The 20,688-nt window shown below is 57.6% G+C and carries 19 protein-coding genes; 10 read left to right on the forward strand and 9 right to left on the reverse strand.

Features of this window, described 5'->3' with window-relative positions; genetic code table 11:
- Nucleotides 1–72: 72 nt before the first annotated feature.
- Nucleotides 73–2,013 carry a beta-1,3-glucanase family protein gene (locus tag WX88_RS07185; protein ID WP_046243659.1) on the reverse strand — a complete coding sequence of 647 codons (1,941 nt, stop codon included), beginning with the start codon at nt 2,011–2,013 and terminating at the stop codon, nt 73–75.
- Nucleotides 2,014–2,645: 632 nt separating this feature from the next.
- Between WX88_RS07185 and WX88_RS07190 the strand changes: the two genes are divergently transcribed.
- Entirely contained in the window at nt 2,646–4,676 is a 2,031-nt protein-coding gene (locus WX88_RS07190) for a sensor histidine kinase (RefSeq protein ID WP_046243660.1), read from the forward strand.
- A 64-nt stretch (nt 4,677–4,740) separates the two neighbouring features.
- Here WX88_RS07190 and WX88_RS07195 read toward each other — a convergent pair whose 3' ends face one another.
- A complete protein-coding gene (locus WX88_RS07195) occupies nt 4,741–5,127 on the reverse strand; it encodes a DUF5367 family protein (protein WP_197076701.1) in 387 nt (128 codons plus the stop codon).
- 173 nt (nt 5,128–5,300) lie between these two features.
- Between WX88_RS07195 and WX88_RS27330 the strand changes: the two genes are divergently transcribed.
- The 3 genes from WX88_RS27330 (at nt 5,301) to WX88_RS07210 (ending at nt 7,315) form a co-directional block, all read left to right on the forward strand.
- Nucleotides 5,301–6,305 carry an AraC family transcriptional regulator gene (locus tag WX88_RS27330; RefSeq protein ID WP_082115900.1) on the forward strand — a complete coding sequence of 335 codons (1,005 nt, stop codon included), beginning with the start codon at nt 5,301–5,303 and terminating at the stop codon, nt 6,303–6,305.
- Between the two features lie 296 nt (nt 6,306–6,601).
- Nucleotides 6,602–6,943 (forward strand): hypothetical protein, encoded by a 342-nt coding sequence (locus WX88_RS07205; RefSeq protein ID WP_046243662.1) that lies wholly within the window; start codon nt 6,602–6,604, stop codon nt 6,941–6,943.
- 99 nt (nt 6,944–7,042) lie between these two features.
- Nucleotides 7,043–7,315 (forward strand): hypothetical protein, encoded by a 273-nt coding sequence (locus WX88_RS07210; protein ID WP_046243663.1) that lies wholly within the window; start codon nt 7,043–7,045, stop codon nt 7,313–7,315.
- 320 nt (nt 7,316–7,635) lie between these two features.
- Here the strand turns inward: WX88_RS07210 and WX88_RS07215 are convergent, their stop codons facing one another.
- The 4 genes from WX88_RS07215 to rluF all read right to left on the reverse strand — a co-directional run bounded on the left by WX88_RS07215 (nt 7,636) and on the right by rluF (nt 11,291).
- Nucleotides 7,636–8,124 carry a cold-shock protein gene (locus WX88_RS07215; RefSeq protein WP_046243664.1) on the reverse strand — a complete coding sequence of 163 codons (489 nt, stop codon included), beginning with the start codon at nt 8,122–8,124 and terminating at the stop codon, nt 7,636–7,638.
- A 112-nt stretch (nt 8,125–8,236) separates the two neighbouring features.
- Entirely contained in the window at nt 8,237–9,214 is a 978-nt protein-coding gene (rlmF, locus tag WX88_RS07220; RefSeq protein ID WP_046243665.1) for a 23S rRNA (adenine(1618)-N(6))-methyltransferase RlmF, read from the reverse strand.
- Nucleotides 9,215–9,300: 86 nt separating this feature from the next.
- Nucleotides 9,301–10,137, reverse strand: a complete 837-nt coding sequence (locus WX88_RS07225; protein ID WP_046243666.1) for a hypothetical protein — start codon at nt 10,135–10,137, stop codon at nt 9,301–9,303.
- 131 nt (nt 10,138–10,268) lie between these two features.
- Nucleotides 10,269–11,291 (reverse strand): 23S rRNA pseudouridine(2604) synthase RluF, encoded by a 1,023-nt coding sequence (gene rluF / locus WX88_RS07230; RefSeq protein ID WP_046243667.1) that lies wholly within the window; start codon nt 11,289–11,291, stop codon nt 10,269–10,271.
- A 178-nt stretch (nt 11,292–11,469) separates the two neighbouring features.
- Between rluF and WX88_RS07235 the strand changes: the two genes are divergently transcribed.
- Together WX88_RS07235 and WX88_RS07240 are read left to right on the forward strand one after the other, a co-directional pair.
- Nucleotides 11,470–12,339 carry an SDR family oxidoreductase gene (locus WX88_RS07235; RefSeq protein WP_046243668.1) on the forward strand — a complete coding sequence of 290 codons (870 nt, stop codon included), beginning with the start codon at nt 11,470–11,472 and terminating at the stop codon, nt 12,337–12,339.
- Between the two features lie 109 nt (nt 12,340–12,448).
- A complete protein-coding gene (locus WX88_RS07240) occupies nt 12,449–13,078 on the forward strand; it encodes a hypothetical protein (protein WP_046243669.1) in 630 nt (209 codons plus the stop codon).
- An 87-nt stretch (nt 13,079–13,165) separates the two neighbouring features.
- On the opposite strand, the gene WX88_RS07245 is transcribed toward WX88_RS07240, so the two are convergent.
- Entirely contained in the window at nt 13,166–14,371 is a 1,206-nt protein-coding gene (locus tag WX88_RS07245) for a phosphatase PAP2 family protein (protein ID WP_052732443.1), read from the reverse strand.
- A 250-nt stretch (nt 14,372–14,621) separates the two neighbouring features.
- Here WX88_RS07245 and WX88_RS07250 point away from each other — a divergent pair, with 250 nt between their 5' ends.
- A complete protein-coding gene (locus WX88_RS07250) occupies nt 14,622–16,088 on the forward strand; it encodes an aldehyde dehydrogenase family protein (RefSeq protein WP_082115902.1) in 1,467 nt (488 codons plus the stop codon).
- A gap of 100 nt (nt 16,089–16,188) precedes the next feature.
- Here WX88_RS07250 and WX88_RS07255 read toward each other — a convergent pair whose 3' ends face one another.
- Nucleotides 16,189–16,647: a hypothetical protein gene (locus WX88_RS07255; protein WP_156175990.1), complete on the reverse strand. Its 459-nt coding sequence runs from the start codon at nt 16,645–16,647 to the stop codon at nt 16,189–16,191.
- Nucleotides 16,648–16,669: 22 nt separating this feature from the next.
- The gene (locus WX88_RS07260; protein WP_046243671.1) at nt 16,670–17,014 is read right to left on the reverse strand and encodes a hypothetical protein; all 345 of its coding nucleotides are present in this window, start codon (nt 17,012–17,014) and stop codon (nt 16,670–16,672) included.
- A gap of 276 nt (nt 17,015–17,290) precedes the next feature.
- On the opposite strand from WX88_RS07260, the gene WX88_RS07265 reads away from it, so the two are divergent.
- From WX88_RS07265 to WX88_RS07275, 3 genes are all read left to right on the forward strand, one after another.
- Nucleotides 17,291–19,138, forward strand: coding sequence for a glycoside hydrolase family 15 protein (locus WX88_RS07265; RefSeq protein WP_046243672.1), 1,848 nt, complete (start codon nt 17,291–17,293; stop codon nt 19,136–19,138).
- A gap of 335 nt (nt 19,139–19,473) precedes the next feature.
- Nucleotides 19,474–19,677 carry a hypothetical protein gene (locus WX88_RS07270; RefSeq protein ID WP_046243673.1) on the forward strand — a complete coding sequence of 68 codons (204 nt, stop codon included), beginning with the start codon at nt 19,474–19,476 and terminating at the stop codon, nt 19,675–19,677.
- A 152-nt stretch (nt 19,678–19,829) separates the two neighbouring features.
- Nucleotides 19,830–20,480 carry a hypothetical protein gene (locus WX88_RS07275; protein WP_046243674.1) on the forward strand — a complete coding sequence of 217 codons (651 nt, stop codon included), beginning with the start codon at nt 19,830–19,832 and terminating at the stop codon, nt 20,478–20,480.
- The last annotated feature ends 208 nt before the right edge of the window (nt 20,481–20,688 follow it).

Genomic DNA, 20,688 nt, shown 5'->3' on the forward strand with positions numbered 1-20,688 from the left:
GGAAAAACGTAAAAGGCAACAGCGTAGCAAGCTGCTCAGATGAGCAGCCTGCCGATGATGTAAAATCCGCTATTATTTGCTGAAGTGGCGGGTTATTTTCTGATTGTCTTTGGTTGTGATAACCAGCATGTATAAGCCTGATTTTAGTTCGGCTACATCCAAGTGGCCCTCTTTGGTAGCACCGTTGGCCACCACTTTGCCGTGCCCGTCCATAATCTGATATTGGCTACCCGCTAAGTCAGCCTCCGATGTAATATTTAGCTGATTCACCACCGGGTTAGGATACACCTGCAAGGGTTCAGCAACGGCGACGTCTTTGGCCGTAGTGTTGGCGGTCCGGGCGTTGGTTTTGGTAATGCGAATCCAGTTGAGGTTGTAGCCGCCGGTCTGGGCATAAATACCGAAGTTGTAGGTGCCGGCGTTGAGGGTGACGGTCTTCGAGACGGTGGTCCAGTTCTGCCAGCCGCCGGTGCCGGGCAGGGTGGTGCTGCCCAGGGGAATGGTGCCGGCGTTGAGGTCAGCGGAGATGGTGCCGCCGTTCACGCCGCTGGCCACGCGAAACTCGAGGGTATAGGTGCCGGAGGAGGGGAAGGAGAGGCTGTTGAAGACGAGGTAGTCGCCGGCATCGACGTAGCCGGCGTTCTGACCACCGCCAGCGTCGGAGCAGGCTTCGAGGGTCATGCCGCTGTTGAGGCTGGCGGCCTCGGCTTCGAGCAGGCGGCTGAAACCGGTGCCCACCGGCGGGTTGCCGCCCACATAGCCGCCGAACGTGGCAATTACCTTGGTCGGCTGCGGGGTGTGGAGCGTGGCCGACTGGTCAGCCACGTCGTCGTAGGCGAAGCCGTAGGACTTCTGGTCGACGCTGATGCCGGGCAGGTGCCAGAACCGGGCGTAGTAGTTGGCGGGGCTGGCTTGGTAAAAGCTACCCACGTTGTACCAATCCTGCTGGCCGGGGTTGGGCGTAGTCACGTTCACCACGTGGCGGTTGATGGCTGCCGTGAGTTGGGCCTGCACCACTAGGTCGCAGTCGCCGTCGCCGTTACGGGTGGCCAGCACGCCCTTGCCTTCGAAGGCTTCCTGGGTGGTGGGGCGGCGGGTGATGACGCCCGTGCGGCCATTATAGGCTCCCGACTGGCCCACTAGCGTCAGCCGGTCGTTGACAACCCGGCCCTTGAAGACGCCCGCGTTGCCCGCGTTAAAAATCAAGTCCTCATTCGCGTATTTCGCCCAAATGGCATCGATGTACGACTTGAAGTAGTTGGCCTGCGGGCCGGGCGTGGTCCCATTGGTGCCGTCGTAGAAAGCCGCCGTTTTGGAAGGAAAGGTGATTTCGCCGGTGGCATTATTCACTGTGCCCTGAAACTCGCTGGGTACGTTGGCCTTGTAGGCGGCCACAATGTCGGCGGCGCTTTTCAGCTCGCCCGTCCGCTGCTGGTAGCCGTTGCCGAACAGTTCCAGCCCCATTGGGTATTTGTAAGAATCGACGCGCGTGGTGTTACCAAAGAAACCGAATTGGTTGTTAGTCAGCTCAATGATTTCGTAGAGAATGTCGCGGTTTGGGTCGTTGGGGTTCTGGCCATTGGGACCCGCGTAGCCCGACGGTGCCCCGGATGCGCCGAAGAAGTAGAAGTACAGCTGTTGCCCTTTGGAGATGAACACCCGGCAGCCGGCAATCTGGGGCAGCGTAAAGGTCCGGTTGGGGATGTCGCTCAGCCGGGTGAAGCAGGCGGCGTAGCGGGAGTTGCCGCCGGGGCCGGTATTGCCGTTGTAAGTTGGCCCTTGCACCGTGTTATAAGAGCTCGACATGGGCACTATCGCGCTGTTCTGAGCATTAACCCAAACGTGGTTACCTGCGTTATCGAGCCCGACAATGGCTACGTACAGGTCGGCATCACTGAAGGGAGAGTTGTTGGCAATGGTAAAGGGAATGGAACCCTGGGATTGGCCTGAGTAGGGCAGGAGGAAAGCCCCAAGTAGGAGTGCCAATAGGGAGAGCAGAGTAGGCTTTTTCATACGTGTGGAAATTATGGAAAAGTTGTAAAAAAGGAATTAACCACGACGTTATCGCCGTGGTCAGATAAGTATTCGCAGTGCAAAAAAGAGGGACTTGAGGTGGAGCGCTGTTCTGGTAGTGAAAACAGCTTTTGCCAGAGAATAGGCGTCCCGGGAAGTGAAAGGCATTCCATTAGAACCCGTGCTTCGTGGTGCAAGCTAGAAGTCTTTTGGCAAGAAAAAAAGCCGTTTTGGTTGCTAAAAGCGGCGTTTTTCGAGATTTTACACGCTTAGTGCACACGTATTAAAAGCCTTCCCGGGCTCATTTGCGCCGCCACCAACCCATCCCTTGACTGCCTTAGGTATTTTAAAGAACAAGGAAGCCTCGCTTAAAAAACAATCCTATTTTGGTCAATTTTTTTGCTCCTGCGCTATCGGTTTTACATCTCGTTTAAATACCATCTGATTAGTCCTTTTTCAAGTCAAAACGAGTCTTGAAAAGGTGCATTACCCTGTTTGCGCTTATCGTCCGGCTAGCTTGATAATGGACCAAGCTCTAAGCTCATGCTTACACGCACCTTGCTGCTGCCTCGTATGTATTCAAAATGGGCACGCTGATTCCTTATAGGGTGTGCTGCTTTTCTTTGCTTCTCATGAAACACCGCTTCTGGATTTTGGTGGCCGCCGTTCTGCTGACTAATATCGGCTGGACGCAGACGCTCGTCCCTGCGCCACCGGTCGCCACTCCCTCGGTTTCCGACCAAGTTGCAGAGTTTTTCACCCAACTGCTCGACCCGGCGGGCTTTCCCGCCCGCTGGCACTGCGGCCACTGGACCAGCTTCCATGGCTGGCTCTACATCCTGTCCGACCTGCTGATCTGGGCGGCCTACTTCACCATCCCTTTCCTGCTGATTAATTTCATTCGTCAGCGGCGCGACGTGCCCTTCGACCGTGTGTTCTGGATGTTTGGCCTGTTCATCTTTGCTTGCGGCGCTACCCATTTGCTCGATGCGCTCATTTTCTGGGTGCCGGTGTACCGGCTCAGCGGCTTGGTGCGGCTGATAACGGCCGTGGCCTCCTGGGGAACGGTGTGGGCGCTGATAGTTGTGTTACCAAAAGCCCTGCTCCTCCGAACTCCCACCGAGCTGGAGGGCATGGTGCGGGCGCGCACGGCCGAGTTGGCCGCCGCCAACCAGCAGCTGCAGGAGGTGGCAGCACAACTGCTGCGCCGCAACGCCGAGTTCACGACCCTGGCCAACGCCATGCCGCAGCTGGCCTGGATGGCCGAGCCGGACGGCCACCTGTTCTGGTACAACCAGCGCTGGTACGACTATACTGGCACCACCCTGGAGCAAATGCAGGGCTGGGGGTGGGAAAAGGTGCATCAGGTCGGGCACCTCGGCCCGGTTACCGAGCGGTGGAACAAGCATCTGGCGGCTGGCCAGCCTTGGGAAGACACCTTCCCACTGCGCCGCCACGACGGGGAGTACCGCTGGTTTCTGTCGCGTGCCGTGCCCGAGCGCAACGAGCAGGGTGAGGTAACGCGCTGGTTTGGCACCAATACCGATGTCACCGACATGCGGCAGCTGCAAGAGCAGGTGCAGCGCAGCGAAACCCAGTATCGGGTCCTGATGGAAAGCATTCCGCAGCTAATCTGGACTGCCAATAGCGTTGGAGAACTCAACTATTGCGACGAGCGTACCGTGACTTACACGGGTGTAGCGGCAGCGGCTTGGCTCGGCCGGCCCTGGCAGCACTTGCTGCACCCCGACGACCAGGTAACGGCGGCGGCTCCCTGGCAGCAGGCCCGGCACACGACCGGGTTCTTCGAAGGCGAATACCGGCTGCGCCGGGCGGGAGGTGAGTACCGCTGGTTTCTGGTGCAGGCGCGCCGGCTCGACCACGCTGCTCCCTCGGCGGCGCAATGGTTTGGCACCTGCACCGACATCCATGAACAGCATAACCTACGCGAGGCCCTGCAGGTGCAGAACACCGAATTGGCCCGTACCAACCGCGACCTCGACACCTTTGTGTACGCCGCCTCACACGACCTGAAGCAGCCCGTTCAGAACCTGTCGGGTTTGTTTGGTGAACTCCAACGCACCGCCACCTTCGCTGACCCCGAAGCCGACCACATGCTCGGCATGGTCGACGATTCGCTGGGGCAACTGCTGGGCACCATCGAGTCGTTGGCCGAAGTGGTCCGGGTGCAGCGCCCGGCCGAGCAGCTTCCGCCCGAACCAGTGGAGCTGCAGCCGCTAGTGGAAGAAGTAATCCGCCTGGTGCAGAACTTGGGCCCGACGACGCCCAGCTGGGAGCTGGATTTTGCCACGCTGCCGGCCGTCATGTTTGTGCGGCCCAATCTGCGCAGTGTGCTCTACAACCTGCTCAGCAATGCCGTGAAGTACGGTGACCCGCACCGCCCTCTGCACATTAGCGTCCGCACTGAGCGCCAAGGTGAAGCATCGGCTTTGATAGTACAGGACAATGGCCTTGGGCTCGACCTGACTCGCCACAGCCAGGAGCTATTCCAGCTTTTCCGCCGCTTTCACAACCACATGCCTGGCTCCGGCGTGGGGCTCTACCTGGCGCATCGCATCGTTGAGCAGGCTGGTGGGCGCCTTGAAGTAGAAAGTAAGGAGGGCCATGGCAGTACGTTCCGCATCCTGTTGCCTGCCAGCTGAACACCGGTATTTGTGATTTGTTAGAGTATTCGGCTGGGGTTGGGGTTGAACAGCCGTTTTATCCCTAGCTGTTATTCCTACCCGTTAAACAGTAGCCCAACAACAACCCTGCGCCAACCCCCCATAGTATCCAGGCCGCACCATAAAGAGCTACTTCAAAACTTTGGGCATAGAGTTGTCTGAACCAGGCTAATGCCACTCCATCTAAAAAAGTAGCCGTAGTAGTCATTATCGTCACGGCTCTTAAAATCTCGGGCTTTTGAAGGTTGCCAAGTTTCTTGCTAATAAGAATGAATCCGTAAGATACCGGGAAAGCCAGCACGAATACTAGAATGAGTTTGGGGTTGTTTTCTGAGAAAACGGCTGGCCCGAATAGCCGGATGAACAGTGCGGCCGCCAACCAAAAAACAACTCCCAGAGCTATCAGTGGAAGCTCTTTCGACTGTTTCATTGCAGCGCTGGGGTGGCCCACTACTGCTGGTGCGAGGGGCGTGGTATCTACATTTGTTGCCATCTTGGGGGTGTGTTTGTTTACGGTCGCACCATTGCTGCCGTAGCACAAAGGTCAGATTACCAGCTGCCAGCATCTATTCGAAGTACGACAAAAACCTGTTAAATCACGACATGCAGCTAGCTACTCCTTTGTTACACGGCTTGCTAGCCTGCCTGCAAAAGATGCAGTTGTCGCCCCAAGCGTTGTTGGCGCCAGCGGGCCTGGTCGAAGCCGACCTGGTCGCGACCAACAGGGCTGTCTCTATCCAAGCCATGACAGTGCTCTGGTCCAACGCCGCCGCACAGGCCCTCGACCCCTATTTACCTTTTCGGGTGGGCAGCCAGCTCTATGTCGAACAGCTGGGAATTTTGGGTTATATTCTTCGCAACTGCGCGCATCTGGAAACTGCCTTGCAGAAGCTCGAAAAGTATAACCGTCTCACCAATGATTTCGTGGATTTCCAGCATCAATCCACTGGCAGCGTGGTCGAAATAAGTTTTCGCTTCTCTGAAAAAGCCCCGACTGGCTCGTTTCTGCGCCGGGTATTTACTCTCCTCGAATTGGGATTCCTGGCCGGCGGACTTGCCCAGCTGATTCACCAACCCCTCGCCCCGCTTTACCTGCGCTGCGAACTGGGAGAGGAAGACCGGCATTACCTGCAACAAAAGCTAGGCTGCCCCGTCGAAGCAGCTACTGATACCAACCTGCTGGCCTTCAACGGAACGCTATTACAAGTCCCCATTCTGTTGCCCGACCAAGTGCTCCGGCAGCAATTGGAACATTTAGCCGATGCGGAAATCGTCAAATTCGACCGCAACCAATCCTGGACCGATAAGGTGCGGTACATCATTGTCGAAACGCTGGACGGCGAAAAACCGGCCGTCGAACGAGTAGCCGCGGCATTTTCTATTACGGTTCGGGCGCTGCAACGGCGATTAAAAGACGAGCATACCTCCTTCCAGGCGCTGTCGGAAGAGGTTAGAAAGGAGTTGGCCTTGCGCTACTTGCAGCAACCGTACTCGGTAAACGAAGTAGCCTATCTATTAGGCTATGCTGTGCCCAGCGCCTTCAGCCGCGCTTTCAAGAGTTGGATGGGCTGCACGCCGCTGGAATTCAAGCAGCGCAGCAACGCGTAGCAAAAGCATGTAACAAAGCGGGCAGGCTGTATCAAACAGCGCTTTATTATTATTAAAATAATGATTGTTAAGCAATTGTAAATGTATGGGCGCAACCAAGAGTTACCTGAAACGGATGTTGCAGAGTGGCCCTGGCAGCCAAAGAGGCTAGTCATGCCCAAATAAGGACAACCTTCCGAGCTCACCTTGCGAATACCCTAATCCACCCGTTGAGAAGGGTCTAACAGGTTTCGCACTTGCTAACCAATCGTATCCTTCCCGGTAGTCTCTTCCTGAAAAAACTACGCTATACTCCCATGGCGAAAGACAAAAAGAAGCACTCGAAAAAAGACAAGCTCTCAGACGATATCATGGATGCCGCTGTGCTGTCGCTCAAGAAGTTCCGCAAGGTGACGAAGGAAATCGGGCGGCTCAGCACCGGTCAGAAGCTAGTAGGCGGCATTGCCCTGCTGGCAGCAGGCCTCACTTATTTGGCCAAGATGGAGAAAGACGGTACCAACACCCAAACTCCGGCCGCCGACCCCGACACGCTAGCGTTACCGGACCCTGGTACCTACGCTACTGCCGAAGAAGACGCCGCACCTATTAGTGCCCCAGAGAAGCCCCGTAAAACCAAGAAAAGCACGAAGTCTAAATAAAACCAGCGAGTTAAGTGCCCTGGTTGTATCGAATACACTTTCATCTCTTCTGCGTATTCGTTCTTATCAAAACCATCACGTCAAGCATATAGAACCATCATGAAAAAGACCAAAAAGAATAAAGTCGGCAAAAAAAACTCCCTATTTGGTGGAGCCACTAAGTCGCTGAAGAAGCTGGGCAAGGGCACGGCTACGGGCATCAGCGGGCTGAGCACAACCCAGAAAGTAGTCGGTGGAGCTGCTTTGGTGGCGCTGGGCTTGAGCTACTTATCCAAGCGCCGGGGCAACAAGTCAGTAGCCGAAGAAACCATTACTCCCGATGCTACCGCGGCTGAAGAAAATCTGGCGGCCCTAGACCAAAATCAAGTTTAATCCCGCGTTCATGGCTAATGAGGCCAGTCGAGCAGTAACAAATAATACGGGGACGTTCGGGCCAGCACAATTACCCGAACGTCCCCGTATTATTCGCTAGGAGCTAACGCGGCTCTTACATTGGGATAAGGCAAACCGGTACGCTCAGGAACCATTGTAAGTAAAAACAGCCAGAGCTATCCATACTTGGATAGCTCTGGCTGTTTTATATCTCTGGCGAGGATGCAACTGGTTATGGCAGAGGTGGAGAATTAGCCGCAGGGCGCGGGCTTCCACCTAAGCCGCTTATGCTTTGTAGAGATGCTGAAGCATATTCGGACTTAGGCTGCGGGTGTAGCTGGTGGTGGGGTGGCGCTGGCCTTCTTCACCCGCACGGCGTTGGGCCCTTTGGCACCCATTTCTACTTCAAACGTCACCTTGTCGCCTTCTGCAATGGGGCCGCTAGCCAAGCCGTTGGCGTGCACGAAAATGCTCTCTTGCGTCTGCTGGTCCTTGATGAAGCCGTAGCCTTTCGAGTCGTTGAAGAAGCTCACGATGCCGTTGCGCACGGGGTCCGCGTCCTCGTCATCGGTGCGGCGGGCCACCCCAATTTGGATGTCCTCGTCTTTGATGACGCGCTTCTTCTTCGGGTCAGGCGGAGTAGAAGAGATGTTGCCATCCTCGTCCACGTACGCGAACATTTCCTCCAGCGGCTGGCCCGATTTGGCGTTAGCCTGGCGCTCGGCTTTGCGCTCTTCCTTCTCAGTTTTCTTCTTTGCTCGCTTTTTTTCGTTGTCCTTTTTACCAAAAGTCTCTTGTGACCTACCCATAGTTTTGTGCTGCTAAATCATTGTATCTGTTTTTACCAATAGAGATAGAGGCGCAAAACAGAGGAGTGGATTATTACGAAGATACGCAATATACGGGGCGTATCGGCTGGCCCTACTCGCTAGCCTTCGCCCACCGTGCCAACTGCCACTCGGCTTGTTGGGCTGGAGTGAGAAAAGACCAGGCCACCAGCCGGCTTTTTTTCTGTCCTTGGGCCATAGAAATGGTTCTCACTTCCCCGGCTTCCACTTTTTTCAGGGCTTGGTAAACGCCCGGTAACGAGTCTTTTTTGGAGATGAGCGTAGTAAACCAACGGCATGACGTAGGCCGCTGCGCGCTTTCCTGAATCATCCGGCGCACGAAGCCTTCTTCGCCACCCGTGCACCAGAGTTCGGCTTGTTGGCCGCCAAAATTCAGCACAGTTTTTGGGCCGCGCTGGGTGCCCAGGTTGGTAGCCTTGCGCCGGGTGCCCGCCGCCGCTTCGGCCGCCGAAGCGTGAAAAGGCGGGTTGCACAAGGTGAGGTCGAACAGCTCGCCGGGCCGAATGATGCCGTCAAAAATAGCCGTTCGCGAAGGCTGAAGCCGGCACTCAATAGCGCCCGCCAGTGCCGGGTTGCTGGCCACAATCTGCTGGGCCGAACGCAGCGCCATCGCGTCGATATCTGAGCCCACGAAGTGCCAGCCGTATTCCTGGTGGCCGATAATCGGGTAAATACAGTTGGCTCCGACTCCCACATCCAGCACGCGCACGGCCGCGCCGCGGGGCACCACCGTGTGGTTATCGGCCGCCAGCAAATCGGCCAGGTAATGAATGTAATCGGCCCGGCCGGGGATGGGCGGGCACAGGTAGCCCGGCGGAATATCCCAGTGGCCGATGCCATAGAAGTGCCGCAGCAGCGCCCGGTTCAGCGCTTCCACCGCCGTCGGGTTGGCAAAGTCAATCGACTCATCACCAAATTTATTGACCTGAACAAAAGCGGCCAACTCCCGGCTGGTCTGGGCCAGCTGCTTAAAATTGTAGCGCGAGCGGTGCGGGTTGCGCGGGTGCAACTCGTCTTTTTCAGTCAAAACGGTGGGCGGCGGTAGCTTCATGGGGCCAGGAACAGCAGGTGCAAAGGTACCCTGCTTATCGCCGCAGGGGCGCTGAAGAGGCCGATTGTTCCGCGGCTCGTGCTTGTTCAGCTGGTTTTATACAGATACCAGCCGTCGCCGAGCGGCTTGAGTACGATGAGGTGGTCGGGAGTCATGGCGGGCAATTGGTCGGGCTGCGGCTGGTAGAGCAGGCCCACCGTGCTGGTCACCTTGCCGCCAATGACGAACTCCAGGCAGCTGTCGCAGCCGGTTTCGTGGCGTGTCACCCGGCCCAGGTAGAGCTTGCGGAGCAGGGCGTGCACAGCTGGGTTGGCATTGGCCGCTTGCTCGCCGACTGTAGTGGCAGTATTACCGGTTGGGGTAAAGTACTGCCCGGCCTGCACGAGGCGCAGCACCTCTTGGAAATCAGAACGATGTTGGTAATAATGCGCGGCGATATCGGCATCGGCGCTGGTCCACAGCTTGAGGTTACCCACGGTGAAGGCATGGGTGGCCTCGGGATGCTTGAGGTCATACTGAGCCACTTCGGCTGGTGGCATGGCCGTGAGCAGCTCAACCATAGGCGGTCCCAGGTGCGTCATGGCCAGGTTGCGGATGGCACCTAGCTTCCAGCCATCGGCTGCTTTGCTGAAGTGCAGGTAGAAGTCGCGGCGGCTGGTCGAGTCGCGTAGCTCGACGGCCACCACGGCGGTGCTTGGGCCTTGCTGTACCAGCTGGCAGGTGCGCCGCAGGGGTGCTGGAATTTGCTGGCCCAGGGTCTGGCGTTTGGCCTGGCCGGCGGCTTCGCAGCAGAGGTAGTCCTTCATCTCGGCCCAACCCGTGGGCGCCACAAACTGCCTGGCAATCTGGAGCGGTTCGAGCGGCATAGCAGCCCGTAACACCTGAGGTAGCCACAAAAACAGGATGAATAGGAAATGCTTCATGAGCAAACCTAACCCCAAAATGACTCGCTATAATTCCAGCCCAGCGAGTGACCTTAGCGACTAGCCATACATACCAAAACAGCAGCCAGAGCCGTCAACTCCTCCCGTTGCTTGCCGGTTAACCGGTGGGATTAGCGGCGTGGGGCGGGGCCTTTTGCCCGCCCGCCAGGCTTGCCCTTGGCTGGAGGCCGGCCACTCTGCTGGCCCGAACCGCTGCTTTTCGGCCTGGCTAGGCCACTAGCGCTGGCTTTAGCGGGGCGCTTGCCGCCCGCGCCAGGTTTGCCCCCAGTTGTTTTGGGCTTGTCGGGGCGCGGGCCCCACCAGCCCGTGCCCGAGGGATTGTGCATGGAGGGCAGGCCCGATTTCTTGGGGCGGACTCCTTCCGGGGCAGGCGCTTTGGTGCTACGCTTGCCACCTGAAGCTTCTTCAGTGCCACTCGATTTCTCTACCATCTTCATGATGCCGGCCATTTCCTGCTCGGTCAGGTCACGCCAGTCGCCCACAGCCAGGCCTTTCAGACTCACGTTCATGATGCGCACGCGTTCGAGCTTGGTTACCTCGTAGCCAAAATGCTCTACCATGCGACGAATCTGACGGTTGAGGCCCTGCACCAGCGTGATGCGGAAGATGTAGGGCGTCTCCTTTTCGATGAGGCATTTTTTGGTCACCACGCCCAGCATGGGGATACCGTGGGCCATTTCCTCCAGCATCTGGTCGGTGAGAATGCGGTTCACCGTAACCAGATACTCCTTCTCGTGCCGGTTGCCGGCCCGCAGGATTTTATTCACAATATCGCCGTCGCTGGTCAGGAAAATCAGACCCTGCGAATCCTTGTCGAGCCGGCCGATGGGGAAGATGCGGGTTGCGTGATTCACGTAGTCCACGATGTTACCGCGCACGCCCGGCTCGCTCGTGCTCGTAATGCCCACCGGCTTGTTGAAAGCCAAGTAAACAGCATCTTCCGCTTGCTTGGGGTCCAGACGCTGGCCGTTCACGGTCACCCGGTCGCGCGGGCCTACTTGGTCGCCCACACGGGCCAGCTTGCCATTGATAAGCACTTGGCCCTGCTCGATGAACCGGTCGGCTTCGCGGCGCGAGCAGATGCCGCTTTCGCTGATGAACTTGTTGAGGCGGGTGGACTGGACAGGGGGCATGGGCACAGGAATTAAAAGACACCGAAAACCCAGGCAGCGAAGCACCTTGAACAGCCGGATAACGACAAGTTACGGCTTTTGGCAGTGTCATTGTGCCCGCCCAAGCCTGGGCGTAGGAGCAACCCGTAACGGTTCAGCTCGTTAAGAAAACGTACAACTTCCTAGCCTTCCACAATTCATGTCTGATAAACCCACTATTTTCCCGCCCCAGCACCAAGATGCGGGCGCCGGCAATCCCGGTCTGGAATACAAAATGACTCCTGAGCCCGAATTCATCCGTGCCGGCTACAAAGGGGCTGACAAGCTTAAGGGCAAAGTGGCCCTCATCACGGGCGGTGATTCCGGCATCGGGCGGGCCGTAGCTGTGCATTTTGCCGTGGAAGGCGCCGACGTGGCCATCAGCTATTTTCCCAGTGAGCAGCAGGATGCCGAAAAGGTGCAGGAAATTGTGGTGGGCCACGGCCGCCGCTGCCTGCTGCTACCCGGCGACCTGAAGCAACCTGCTTTTTGCCAGGAAATAGTGGACCGCACTGTGGCCGAACTGGGCGGGCTAAATGTGCTGGTGAATAATGCTGCCGAGCAGAACTGGCACGACTCGCTCGAAGAAATCAAGGATGAAGAACTCGACAGCATCTTCAATCTTAACATCATTGCCATGTTCCGCATCTCGCGGGCGGCCCTGAAGCACCTTCAGGAGGGCGATTCTATCATCAATACCGCCTCGGTAAATGGATTCAAAGGCAATGAGTTGCTTCTTGATTACACCTCCACCAAGGGCGCCATCACGGCTTTCACGCGGGCGTTGTCGCTACAGCTCATCAAGAAGGGCATTCGGGTAAATTCGGTGGCGCCGGGGCCCATCTGGACGCCGTTCATTACCGGCGTGGGGCTGCTCAAGCTCCCGCTCTTCGGCCACGATGTGCCCATGGGCCGCGCCGGCCAGCCTTCGGAAGTGGCTCCGGCCTACGTGTTTCTGGCTTCGGAAGACGCTTCGTACTTCTCGGGCCAGACGCTGCACCCTAACGGGGGCTCGGTGGTGAATGCCTGATGGAGATAATATGAAAATATTGTGCTTGCTTATAACCTTGGTGTAAGCACAGCCGTATCAGCGCCCATTGGCCGCCAATCGGTTGCTTTTTACTTAACTCAGAATCTCGATGAATACCAAACTGCTTGGTCTGCTGGCCGCTGCTACGTTGGCCACTGCCGCCTGCTCGCAGGAGAAAAAGACGGAAGAAACCACGACCATAACCACGCCGGAAACCACCACGACCACCACTACCGTGGACACCACCGCCTACCGTAGCGAGGCCGATGCCTTGGCCGCCCGCGTAGCCGAGGACCTAAAACTGACCGATACCACCGTGGTGCGCCGCATCAAAACCGTGTACTACACCCGTGGCCGTAAGCTAAACAGCTACACCACCGATACGACCGGGCGCTACGCTGCTGCCAAAGCCGCCAACGACGAGGCCAACCAGCAAATCAAAACCATCATCACCGACCCCGCGCAGTACAGCACCTATTCCAGCAACTTAGGCACGTATTACGCCGGCCAACCTTACACAGTAGTTGTGGCAGACGCTGCGGCTAAGCCCTCGCTAGCCCAGCGTGTAGGCCAGGGTTCGGGCATAAAGAAGATGGAGCGGGAGGAGGACGGCGATACGAAAACCAAATTCGGAAACGGCGCCAAAATCAAGCGTGAATCAGACGGCTCGCTCAAAATTAAACGGGCCGATGGTACGAAGGTGAAAATTGACGAAGAAGGCAACCGTACCGTGAAATAAGGTTTGCGGTAAGCTTCTGGACTTCCATAAAAAAGCCTGTTCCAACTAAGGAACGGGCTTTTTTATGGAAGTCCAGGTAGTGGTTGCTCACAAGCGAAGCGTCCAGGAGGCGCCAGTGAAAGGGCCATAGGCGTAGGGTGCGAACTGGCCCTGCCGGTACCAGGGCTGCGGCTGATGTGGCCGGACCATCCCCGTGCCGTGGACCGACGGGTCGTTGGCAACTTCGACGCGGGTACGGCCGTTGCGCACGGCAATTTTAGCAAACGCGTAGCCCAGCGCAATGCCAATTGGATAGTCGGAAGCCCAATGCACGCCGTTATTGAGCATGGAATAACCCAGCAAGCCCATCATGGAGTAGCCCATGGGGCGAATGAAGCGGTGTTCGGGGTAGTTTTCGGCAATGACCGTGACCGTGGCCATGGCTGTAGCCAAGTGGCCGGTGGGGTAGGCGTCGTACTTGGGAACGGCGCTCTGGTAGGTGCTGAAGGAGGGGAATAGGTGCCACTCGCCACGGTCCTTGGTAGAGACAAAAGGGCTTTGGCGGCCGGTGATACGCTTAAGAGTCTGCACAACTAAGCCGGTACTGAGAATGGCTTCGCCGAGCTGGCTGGAGGTTTGCAGGGCGCGATTGTCCTTCCGGATGCCGCCGTAAATCCAGAAGCTGCTCGCAACCGTCAGGTGAGTCCAGCCGTCGCCGATGAAGTAGAAAGCGCTATTGAGATTGTCGGGCCCGTTGAATTCGAATGGCAGATTGATCGAACCAATCCTGAAGGGAATGCGAACCAGCGTTTTCTGCCTGCTGGGGGCGGTAAGGTCAATGGCTCTGCCAAACCGCTGGGCCTCGTCAACAATAGTTTGGTCGGCCACCCACAGGGCCGCTGAGCTAACAACCAACCCAGTTAAAAGGCCCAGGTTGTCTTTGCGGAAAGCATAGCCGGGAAACTGGCCCAGGTCGCGCGGAATATGGATGGCCCAGTGGAAGGGGCGGGGTTTGTCGTAATGCCAAGTTACGCCCGGCGCCACGGTGTAGTCCGTGATGCGGCCATTGGCATCGCGGGGATGAATGTGGGGCAGCGAGTCGGTGGGTCCCACCAATTCGCTTAGCGCGGGCATGGGTTGGGCTACTGCCGGGTTGGTGGTAGCGAGGGTATCAGGAGCGCTGCCAAGGCTGATTGAAGCTGGCGCGTCGGCAGTGAGCCTTGGAAGGTTAGCAAAGCTGGCCGGAACAGTACTTAGATAGAACAGCAGTGCAACAAGCAGCCGCTGGAAGTAGCTTGGGTAGCAATGTTTCACAGAAAAAACAGTGATAATAACTATCGGCGCCGCTCTGGGTAAGAGCATTCAGACGAAGGTGTAGCCAGATGAAAAATAAGTGAGTAACCGCCCATGAAGGGCCTCGCAAAGGTAATCCTCGCGTCACGCTTGATTAACGCTGCACTGTGTTGGCCGCGCTGGTAGATAAAAGCCTCGAATATTATGCTCGCAGCGTATCTTTCAGCAACACTGGCTCGTTTTAACCAGCTACCTTCCATTGCTTCTGCCCATGCAAACTACTGTTTCAGCTCCTTCGGCCACTCCCGTTTTGGTCGCTTCGCCGCCCTCTGCCAACCATTTTCAGCCCCAGTTTGATGCCCTGCGCCAGCGGGCGGTCAGCCTGCGCCAGGAAGACGTAACGGCCCGCCGTGCCCGCCTGCAGAAGCTTCATAATTGGCTGCATGCCAACCGCACCGCTATTCAGGAAGCCCTGTACAGTGATTTCCGCAAGCCTGCTGCCGAAACCGACCTCACCGAAATCTGGACCTCGCTGGCCGAGTTGAAGCACACGATGCGCCACCTGAAAAAGTGGATGGCCCCGCGTCGGGTCGGTACCTCCATTGCCCTGCTCGGTACCCGCTCGTGGGTGCAGGTCGAGCCCAAGGGCGTCGTGCTGATTATTTCCCCCTGGAACTACCCGTTTTACCTGGCCGTGGGTCCGCTGATATCGGCCATCGCGGCCGGCAATGCGATAATAGTGAAGCCCGCCGAGCAAACGCCTGCCACCTCGGCTGTGCTGCGCCGGCTGTGCACGGAGCTGTTTCGGCCCGACGAAGTGCTGCTGGTGGAGGGCGATAAGGAAGTAGCTACCGAGCTGCTGAAACTGCCTTGGGATCATATTTTTTTCACCGGCAGCCCGGAGGTGGGCAAAATTGTGATGCGCGCCGCCACCGAGCACCTCAGCGGCATCACCCTGGAGCTGGGCGGCAAGAACCCCGCTGTGGTGGATGCCACTGCCAACCTACGCGACGCCGCTGAGAAAATCGTGTGGGGCAAGTTCCTCAACAATGGCCAGACCTGCGTGGCCCCCGACTACCTCCTGGTGCAGGAGAGCGTGCAGCCGGCTCTCCTCACCGAACTCACGGCGGCTATTCAACGCGCCTACAACCCCACTGGCGCTGGTATTAAGCAGTCCGATTCGCTGGCCCGCGTGGTGAATCGCCACCATTTCGCCCGCCTCGCCGGCCTGCTCGAAGACGCCCAAGCCAAGGGCGCCACCGTGGCCGCTGGTGGCACCGTCGATGCCACTCAGAACTACATCGAGCCCACCATCCTGACCAATGTGCCGGCCGACTCCCGCGTGCTGGAAGAAGAAATTTTCGGTCCGCTGCTGCCCGTGCTCACCTTCAAAACCCTGCCCGAAACGGCAGAATACGTTAATGCCCGCCTCAAGCCACTGGCGCAGTACGTCTTTACCACCAGTGGCGAGAACCGCCGCTACCTGCTGGATAACATCTCGGCCGGCGGCGCGGGGGTGAACGAAACCGTGCTCCACTTCGCCCAACCCGAACTGCCCACCGGCGGCGTGGGCAACAGCGGCCTCGGCAAGGCCCACGGCCACTCCGGCTTCCTGGCCTTCAGTAATGAAAAGGGCGTAATGCGGCAGCGCGTGGGCTTCACAGGCATCAAGGCCATGTACCCACCCTATACCGGCAAGGTGCAGAAACTGATTAATGTGCTGGTGAAGTACTTGTAGGCGGACAGGGTAGGGTGACCGTTTCCTTTTGGGCAGTTACTCAAAGCCGCAACCCGCTGTTGCTGGACCAGTGCCCGAAATGCTGCTTCGATAATGGTCGTTATTTCTGCCGCTGCTGCATCTCGGCGGCTATTTTGCTCTGGCTGGCTTGTAGCTGCTTGAACTTCGCAGGCCCTAGTAACTGCTGAAGCTCTTTTTGTGATGCAAAGTTGATGCGCCTTAGTTCGGCCGTGAGCTGCGGCGATTTGGGCGGGAGCTTCTCCTTAGCGGTATTGGCCTGGACTAAGGTGTTGTTGAGAATGGTACGAACGCGGCTGGTTTGGTCGGGCGTAAGTTGAAGCTCCGTAGACATTACATCCGCTAGGTCGCGAGCGGCAACGGGCGGTGTGGGGGAGTCGGGTGTGCGCACGGCTTCGACCACCGGCGCGGGCTTTTTGCGATGAAAAATGGAACAGCTGCTGGTGGCAAACAACAGGGTACCAGCCAAAACCAACTGGGGCCGAAAAAATGGAATACGAAACATAGTGAGGAGGCGCCAGGTGGCAGAATGGGTCTGCATACGCAAACTTAGTGCCCTACGGTTAAGGCTGAGCGGGTGGGGCCGGCGAGTGGAGTAGCCGCCGGTCCACCTTGTTGCGGCGGTTGCGGAATTTACGCCGCTCGGCTTCGTCACGGAGCAGGCTGTCGGTGCGGAGGTTAGTAGCCTGCTCGATGCACCAGTACGCATCTTGGCGGGCCCGACCGCGCAGCTGTTGCCGGGCGGCGGCCCGCTCTGCTTGCCGCCGTACCACAATTTCGCGCAGCCGCTCGCGCCGAGTGTTACCCATGCCGCTCAGGAACCCATATACCCCGCCGCCACAGTTGCCAAACAGCAGCACCGCCAGCAGCGGCAGCAACAGCAGATACGGTAACGGCGGGCGTTTCATAAGCTGAAAGTACTACCGGGTTGTGTAACAAGTAGTACGAAAGCACCGGTCAGGCTCAGCGGGAGAAAGAAGCGGCTTAGCCACGTGCGGTGTGGGAGTGGTTAAGGCGCAGTAGTAGGCTTCGCGCCGCCGGGAATAATAGTGGGCTGTTTGCATTAGGTCTGCTGTGCGTACAGGGAAAATAGAAGAGTAAAGTTCTCTGCTTGATATTCAAGCGCGGCCATTTTGCGTTAGCAGAACTACACCTAAAGCTCTTCGGCTTTTTCCTGACGGCGCATGCGAAACTACCTCCCCATTGAAGACTACGGCCTGATCGGTAACCTGCACACGGTGGCGCTCGTCTCGCGCACGGGTTCCATCGACTATTTACCTTTCACCCGCTTCGATTCGCCCACCATCTTTGCCGCCTTGCTCGATAAAAATCAGGGCGGCTACTGGCAGCTGGCTCCCGTGCGAACCGATGTGCGCTCCCAGCAGCAATACCTGCCCGACACGGGAGTGTTGCTTACCCGCTTTTTCACGCCCGACGGCATTGCTGAACTGCTAGACTTTATGCCTGTCAAAGGCCCCGGCCAGCCCTGCGCCGTGGTGCGGAAGCTGCGCGTACTCAAGGGCGAGTTCGCCTTTCGTCTGGTGTTGCGGCCGCGCTTCGACTATGCCCGCGCCCCGCACGAAATCGAGCGGCAGGGCGAAGACCTGCTCTTCCGCAGCCCCGGCCCCAACTCTCAGCAGTTTCGTTTGCTCAGCAGCCAACCCCTGACCCAGCGGCAGGGCGATGTAACCGGTTCCTGGACGCTGAGTCTTGGCGCTGAGGCGAGCTTCGTGTTGGAAGAGGTGCCGCAGGACCTCTCCGAAGCTACACCCTCGAACCTGGCGTACTACGTGGGGCCCTGCTTGGAGCAAACGGTGACGTTTTGGCAACAATGGGCCGACAGTTCTACCTACTCCGGCCGGTGGCGCGAAACGGTGCTGCGGTCGGCCATCACGCTCAAGCTGCTCACCTGCCAGCAGTACGGCTCCACGGTAGCCGCCGCTACCTTCGGCTTGCCCGCCACCATTGGCGCCAACCGCAACTGGGACTACCGCTACACCTGGATTCGGGACACGGCCTTCACTATGTACGCTTTCCTGCGTCTGGGCTTCACCGAGGAGGCTAAAGGCTTTATCCGCTGGCTGATGGACCGCTGCGAGTCCATGGAGGAGGCATCCGAATTGCAGCTGCTCTACGCCGTTGATGGCTCTTCTAACCTTGCCGAGCAGGTGCTTGATCACCTGGAAGGCTACCGTGGTTCGACCCCGGTGCGCATTGGCAACGCGGCGGTCCAGCAGTTTCAGCTCGATATTTATGGGGAGCTGATCGATACCATATACCTCTACAACAAGGACGGCGGGCCCATCACGTACGACTTCTGGCAGCACGTGCGCGGATTTGTGGACTACGTGGCCGCCAACTGGCAGCGACCCGACCACGGCATCTGGGAGGTGCGCTCCGAGCAGCAGGAATTTATCTACTCGAAAATCATGGCCTGGGTGGCGCTCGACCGCGGCATGCTCATCGCCCAAACCCGCTCGTTTCCGGCTCCGCTTGAGGAGTGGCGCCGCACCCGCGATGCAATTTACCAGGACGTGTACGAGAATTACTGGAACCCCGACAAACAAGCCTTTGTGCAGTACCGGGGAGCCGATGTGCTCGATGCGGCCGTTTTGCTCATGCCCCTGGTGCACATGTTCAGCCCCGCCGAACCGCGCTGGCTGGCTACGCTCAAGGCAGTGGAGGATAATTTGGTGACCGATTCGTTGGTATTTCGCTACAAGCTGGCCAATGGCGCTACCGACGGCCTAAGCGGTGAGGAAGGCACGTTTAGCATCTGCTCGTTCTGGTACATCGAATGCCTGGCGCGGGGCGGGCAGGTAGCTAAAGCCCGGTTTTATTTTGAGAAGATGCTGGGCTACGCCAACCACCTGGGCCTGTATTCCGAACAGTTGGGCCCGCAAGGCGAGCAGCTGGGTAATTTTCCGCAGGCCTTCACTCACCTCGCGCTTATCAGTGCTGCCTTTCAGCTCAACCGCGACCTGAGCAGCCCCGCCAACCAAACTACGCCCCATGCCCGGTGGTATGTTTGATGGGGCACTGGCATTGACGACCACCGGCTCTTCAAACGCTAGGCAGGGTCCGCCGCAGGGTGAAGGGGATTTACACGGTCGGCTAATACCAGCCAGGGCACTTCAGTAGACTATTTCGGAAATAACTGGCCTGACAACCGGGCATTTTTGCCATAAATTCCGTGATTAGAACTATCACCCGGGCTTGCCTACCTGCTTCCTTTGTCTAATCAACCATCCGCTTTTTTGTTATGCAACGCAACGTGCCAGTGGTACTGGCGGCCGTCCGACCGGAGGACGACCTGTTGATGACTGAGTACAAGCATCACCCGATTACCTGGGACTAGAGTAGAGGCTTGGCTTCGCTCCAGGCTAGTCCGGCAGCCCCATCTCCCGACACGCTGTGGCAGGTGAGCAACGAGTTTAACCGTCAGGGGCAAAAGTGGCCGCTCGACCGGCCAGAACAGTGGCTTCCCGATATCCTGAACCTGGCCATTCAGCAACCGCTCGGTTGGGCTAAGCCCCGCGCTTACACCGCTTTGCTACAGCCTGGCGCCTAATGACCCACACCTTTGGTTGTCATAACGACGCAGGGCCGCATTCTTGATCCGACTATCGGTTAGCTACTATAGGAAGGTCAGTCTTTCCCTTTCTCTAAGGCTAGCCGGCCCGACTACAATACGCTTTACCAAATCTACCCTCTACTACCCTCATGAAAACCTGCTCTCCCCTATGGGCACACCAATCTACACGATGCGCAGCATACGCTTTTGTCATCACCCAACTGCTTAGTGCCTGCGAAAGCCCCACCGAGCGCGAGTCCGCTACCCCAACAACACTGAACACACTAGCTGAGTACCGCACGATGGCCACCTACAACTACAATATGAGGAGCGGCACATTGAACAATTTAAGTAAATGGGCTTTGAGCGTGACACGTCTGGCCCTAAACCACGGTGTGGAGGCATTACGCGAGGCGAGTACAGCCCCACCAGTCAGCAGCGCCCTGATCAGGCGTGTCACGACCCCCGAGGGTACATTCACGATAGCGCAGTGGCAACGGGGCATAACAAGCCGACCACAACAGCGCTTCGTCTATTTCCTGAAAACGGATCAGAATGGCAGCCTCTACTTCGTGGGGTGGAGGCACTCACGAACGATGGGCGATGCGAACCACGAGGGCGTACCGGGTACTCGGATCGATGAAATTCTGCAAAGAACTAATTGTGCGGTGCCGATCTGTAAACCCAATCCGGTTACGATTGTGGCAGGCACCAATGATGTGGTGCAAGGGCAACAAGTTACCACTGCGGGCGACAGGCTGGGAAAACTGGTTAATGAGGTGCTGAAGAGCTCCCATTAGCGACCGTGCTCGTACAGCCTCTACTCCCTTTCGACCTCCTCAACCGTTGCTTTTGAACGGTCTACCTAACATGGATGCCCAGGGGCAAGAATGGGCCTTTCTTCCTGGGCTATTTTAGCGATACTATCTGTTTTAACGTCTACCCACTACCCATGAAAACAAACTACTCGTGCCCAAACGGCAGCCACAGCCGCTTGGATATTCCCGG

The sequence above is a fragment of the Hymenobacter terrenus genome (assembly GCF_000972495.1).
In the GTDB taxonomy this organism is placed as follows: Bacteria; Bacteroidota; Bacteroidia; order Cytophagales; family Hymenobacteraceae; genus Hymenobacter; species Hymenobacter terrenus.

Bases quoted from the DNA above. Each gene is read 5' to 3' on its own strand.
- WX88_RS07185 (WP_046243659.1), bottom strand. From the start codon at position 2,013: ATGAAAAAGCCTACTCTGCTCTCCCTATTGGCACTCCTACTTGGGGCT.
- WX88_RS07190 (WP_046243660.1), top strand. From the start codon at position 2,646: ATGAAACACCGCTTCTGGATTTTGGTGGCCGCCGTTCTGCTGACTAAT.
- WX88_RS07195 (WP_197076701.1), bottom strand. From the start codon at position 5,127: ATGAAACAGTCGAAAGAGCTTCCACTGATAGCTCTGGGAGTTGTTTTT.
- WX88_RS27330 (WP_082115900.1), top strand. From the start codon at position 5,301: ATGCAGCTAGCTACTCCTTTGTTACACGGCTTGCTAGCCTGCCTGCAA.
- WX88_RS07205 (WP_046243662.1), top strand. From the start codon at position 6,602: ATGGCGAAAGACAAAAAGAAGCACTCGAAAAAAGACAAGCTCTCAGAC.
- WX88_RS07210 (WP_046243663.1), top strand. From the start codon at position 7,043: ATGAAAAAGACCAAAAAGAATAAAGTCGGCAAAAAAAACTCCCTATTT.
- WX88_RS07215 (WP_046243664.1), bottom strand. From the start codon at position 8,124: ATGGGTAGGTCACAAGAGACTTTTGGTAAAAAGGACAACGAAAAAAAG.
- rlmF (WP_046243665.1), bottom strand. From the start codon at position 9,214: ATGAAGCTACCGCCGCCCACCGTTTTGACTGAAAAAGACGAGTTGCAC.
- WX88_RS07225 (WP_046243666.1), bottom strand. From the start codon at position 10,137: ATGAAGCATTTCCTATTCATCCTGTTTTTGTGGCTACCTCAGGTGTTA.
- rluF (WP_046243667.1), bottom strand. From the start codon at position 11,291: ATGCCCCCTGTCCAGTCCACCCGCCTCAACAAGTTCATCAGCGAAAGC.
- WX88_RS07235 (WP_046243668.1), top strand. From the start codon at position 11,470: ATGTCTGATAAACCCACTATTTTCCCGCCCCAGCACCAAGATGCGGGC.
- WX88_RS07240 (WP_046243669.1), top strand. From the start codon at position 12,449: ATGAATACCAAACTGCTTGGTCTGCTGGCCGCTGCTACGTTGGCCACT.
- WX88_RS07250 (WP_082115902.1), top strand. From the start codon at position 14,622: ATGCAAACTACTGTTTCAGCTCCTTCGGCCACTCCCGTTTTGGTCGCT.
- WX88_RS07255 (WP_156175990.1), bottom strand. From the start codon at position 16,647: ATGCAGACCCATTCTGCCACCTGGCGCCTCCTCACTATGTTTCGTATT.
- WX88_RS07260 (WP_046243671.1), bottom strand. From the start codon at position 17,014: ATGAAACGCCCGCCGTTACCGTATCTGCTGTTGCTGCCGCTGCTGGCG.
- WX88_RS07265 (WP_046243672.1), top strand. From the start codon at position 17,291: ATGCGAAACTACCTCCCCATTGAAGACTACGGCCTGATCGGTAACCTG.
- WX88_RS07275 (WP_046243674.1), top strand. From the start codon at position 19,830: ATGAAAACCTGCTCTCCCCTATGGGCACACCAATCTACACGATGCGCA.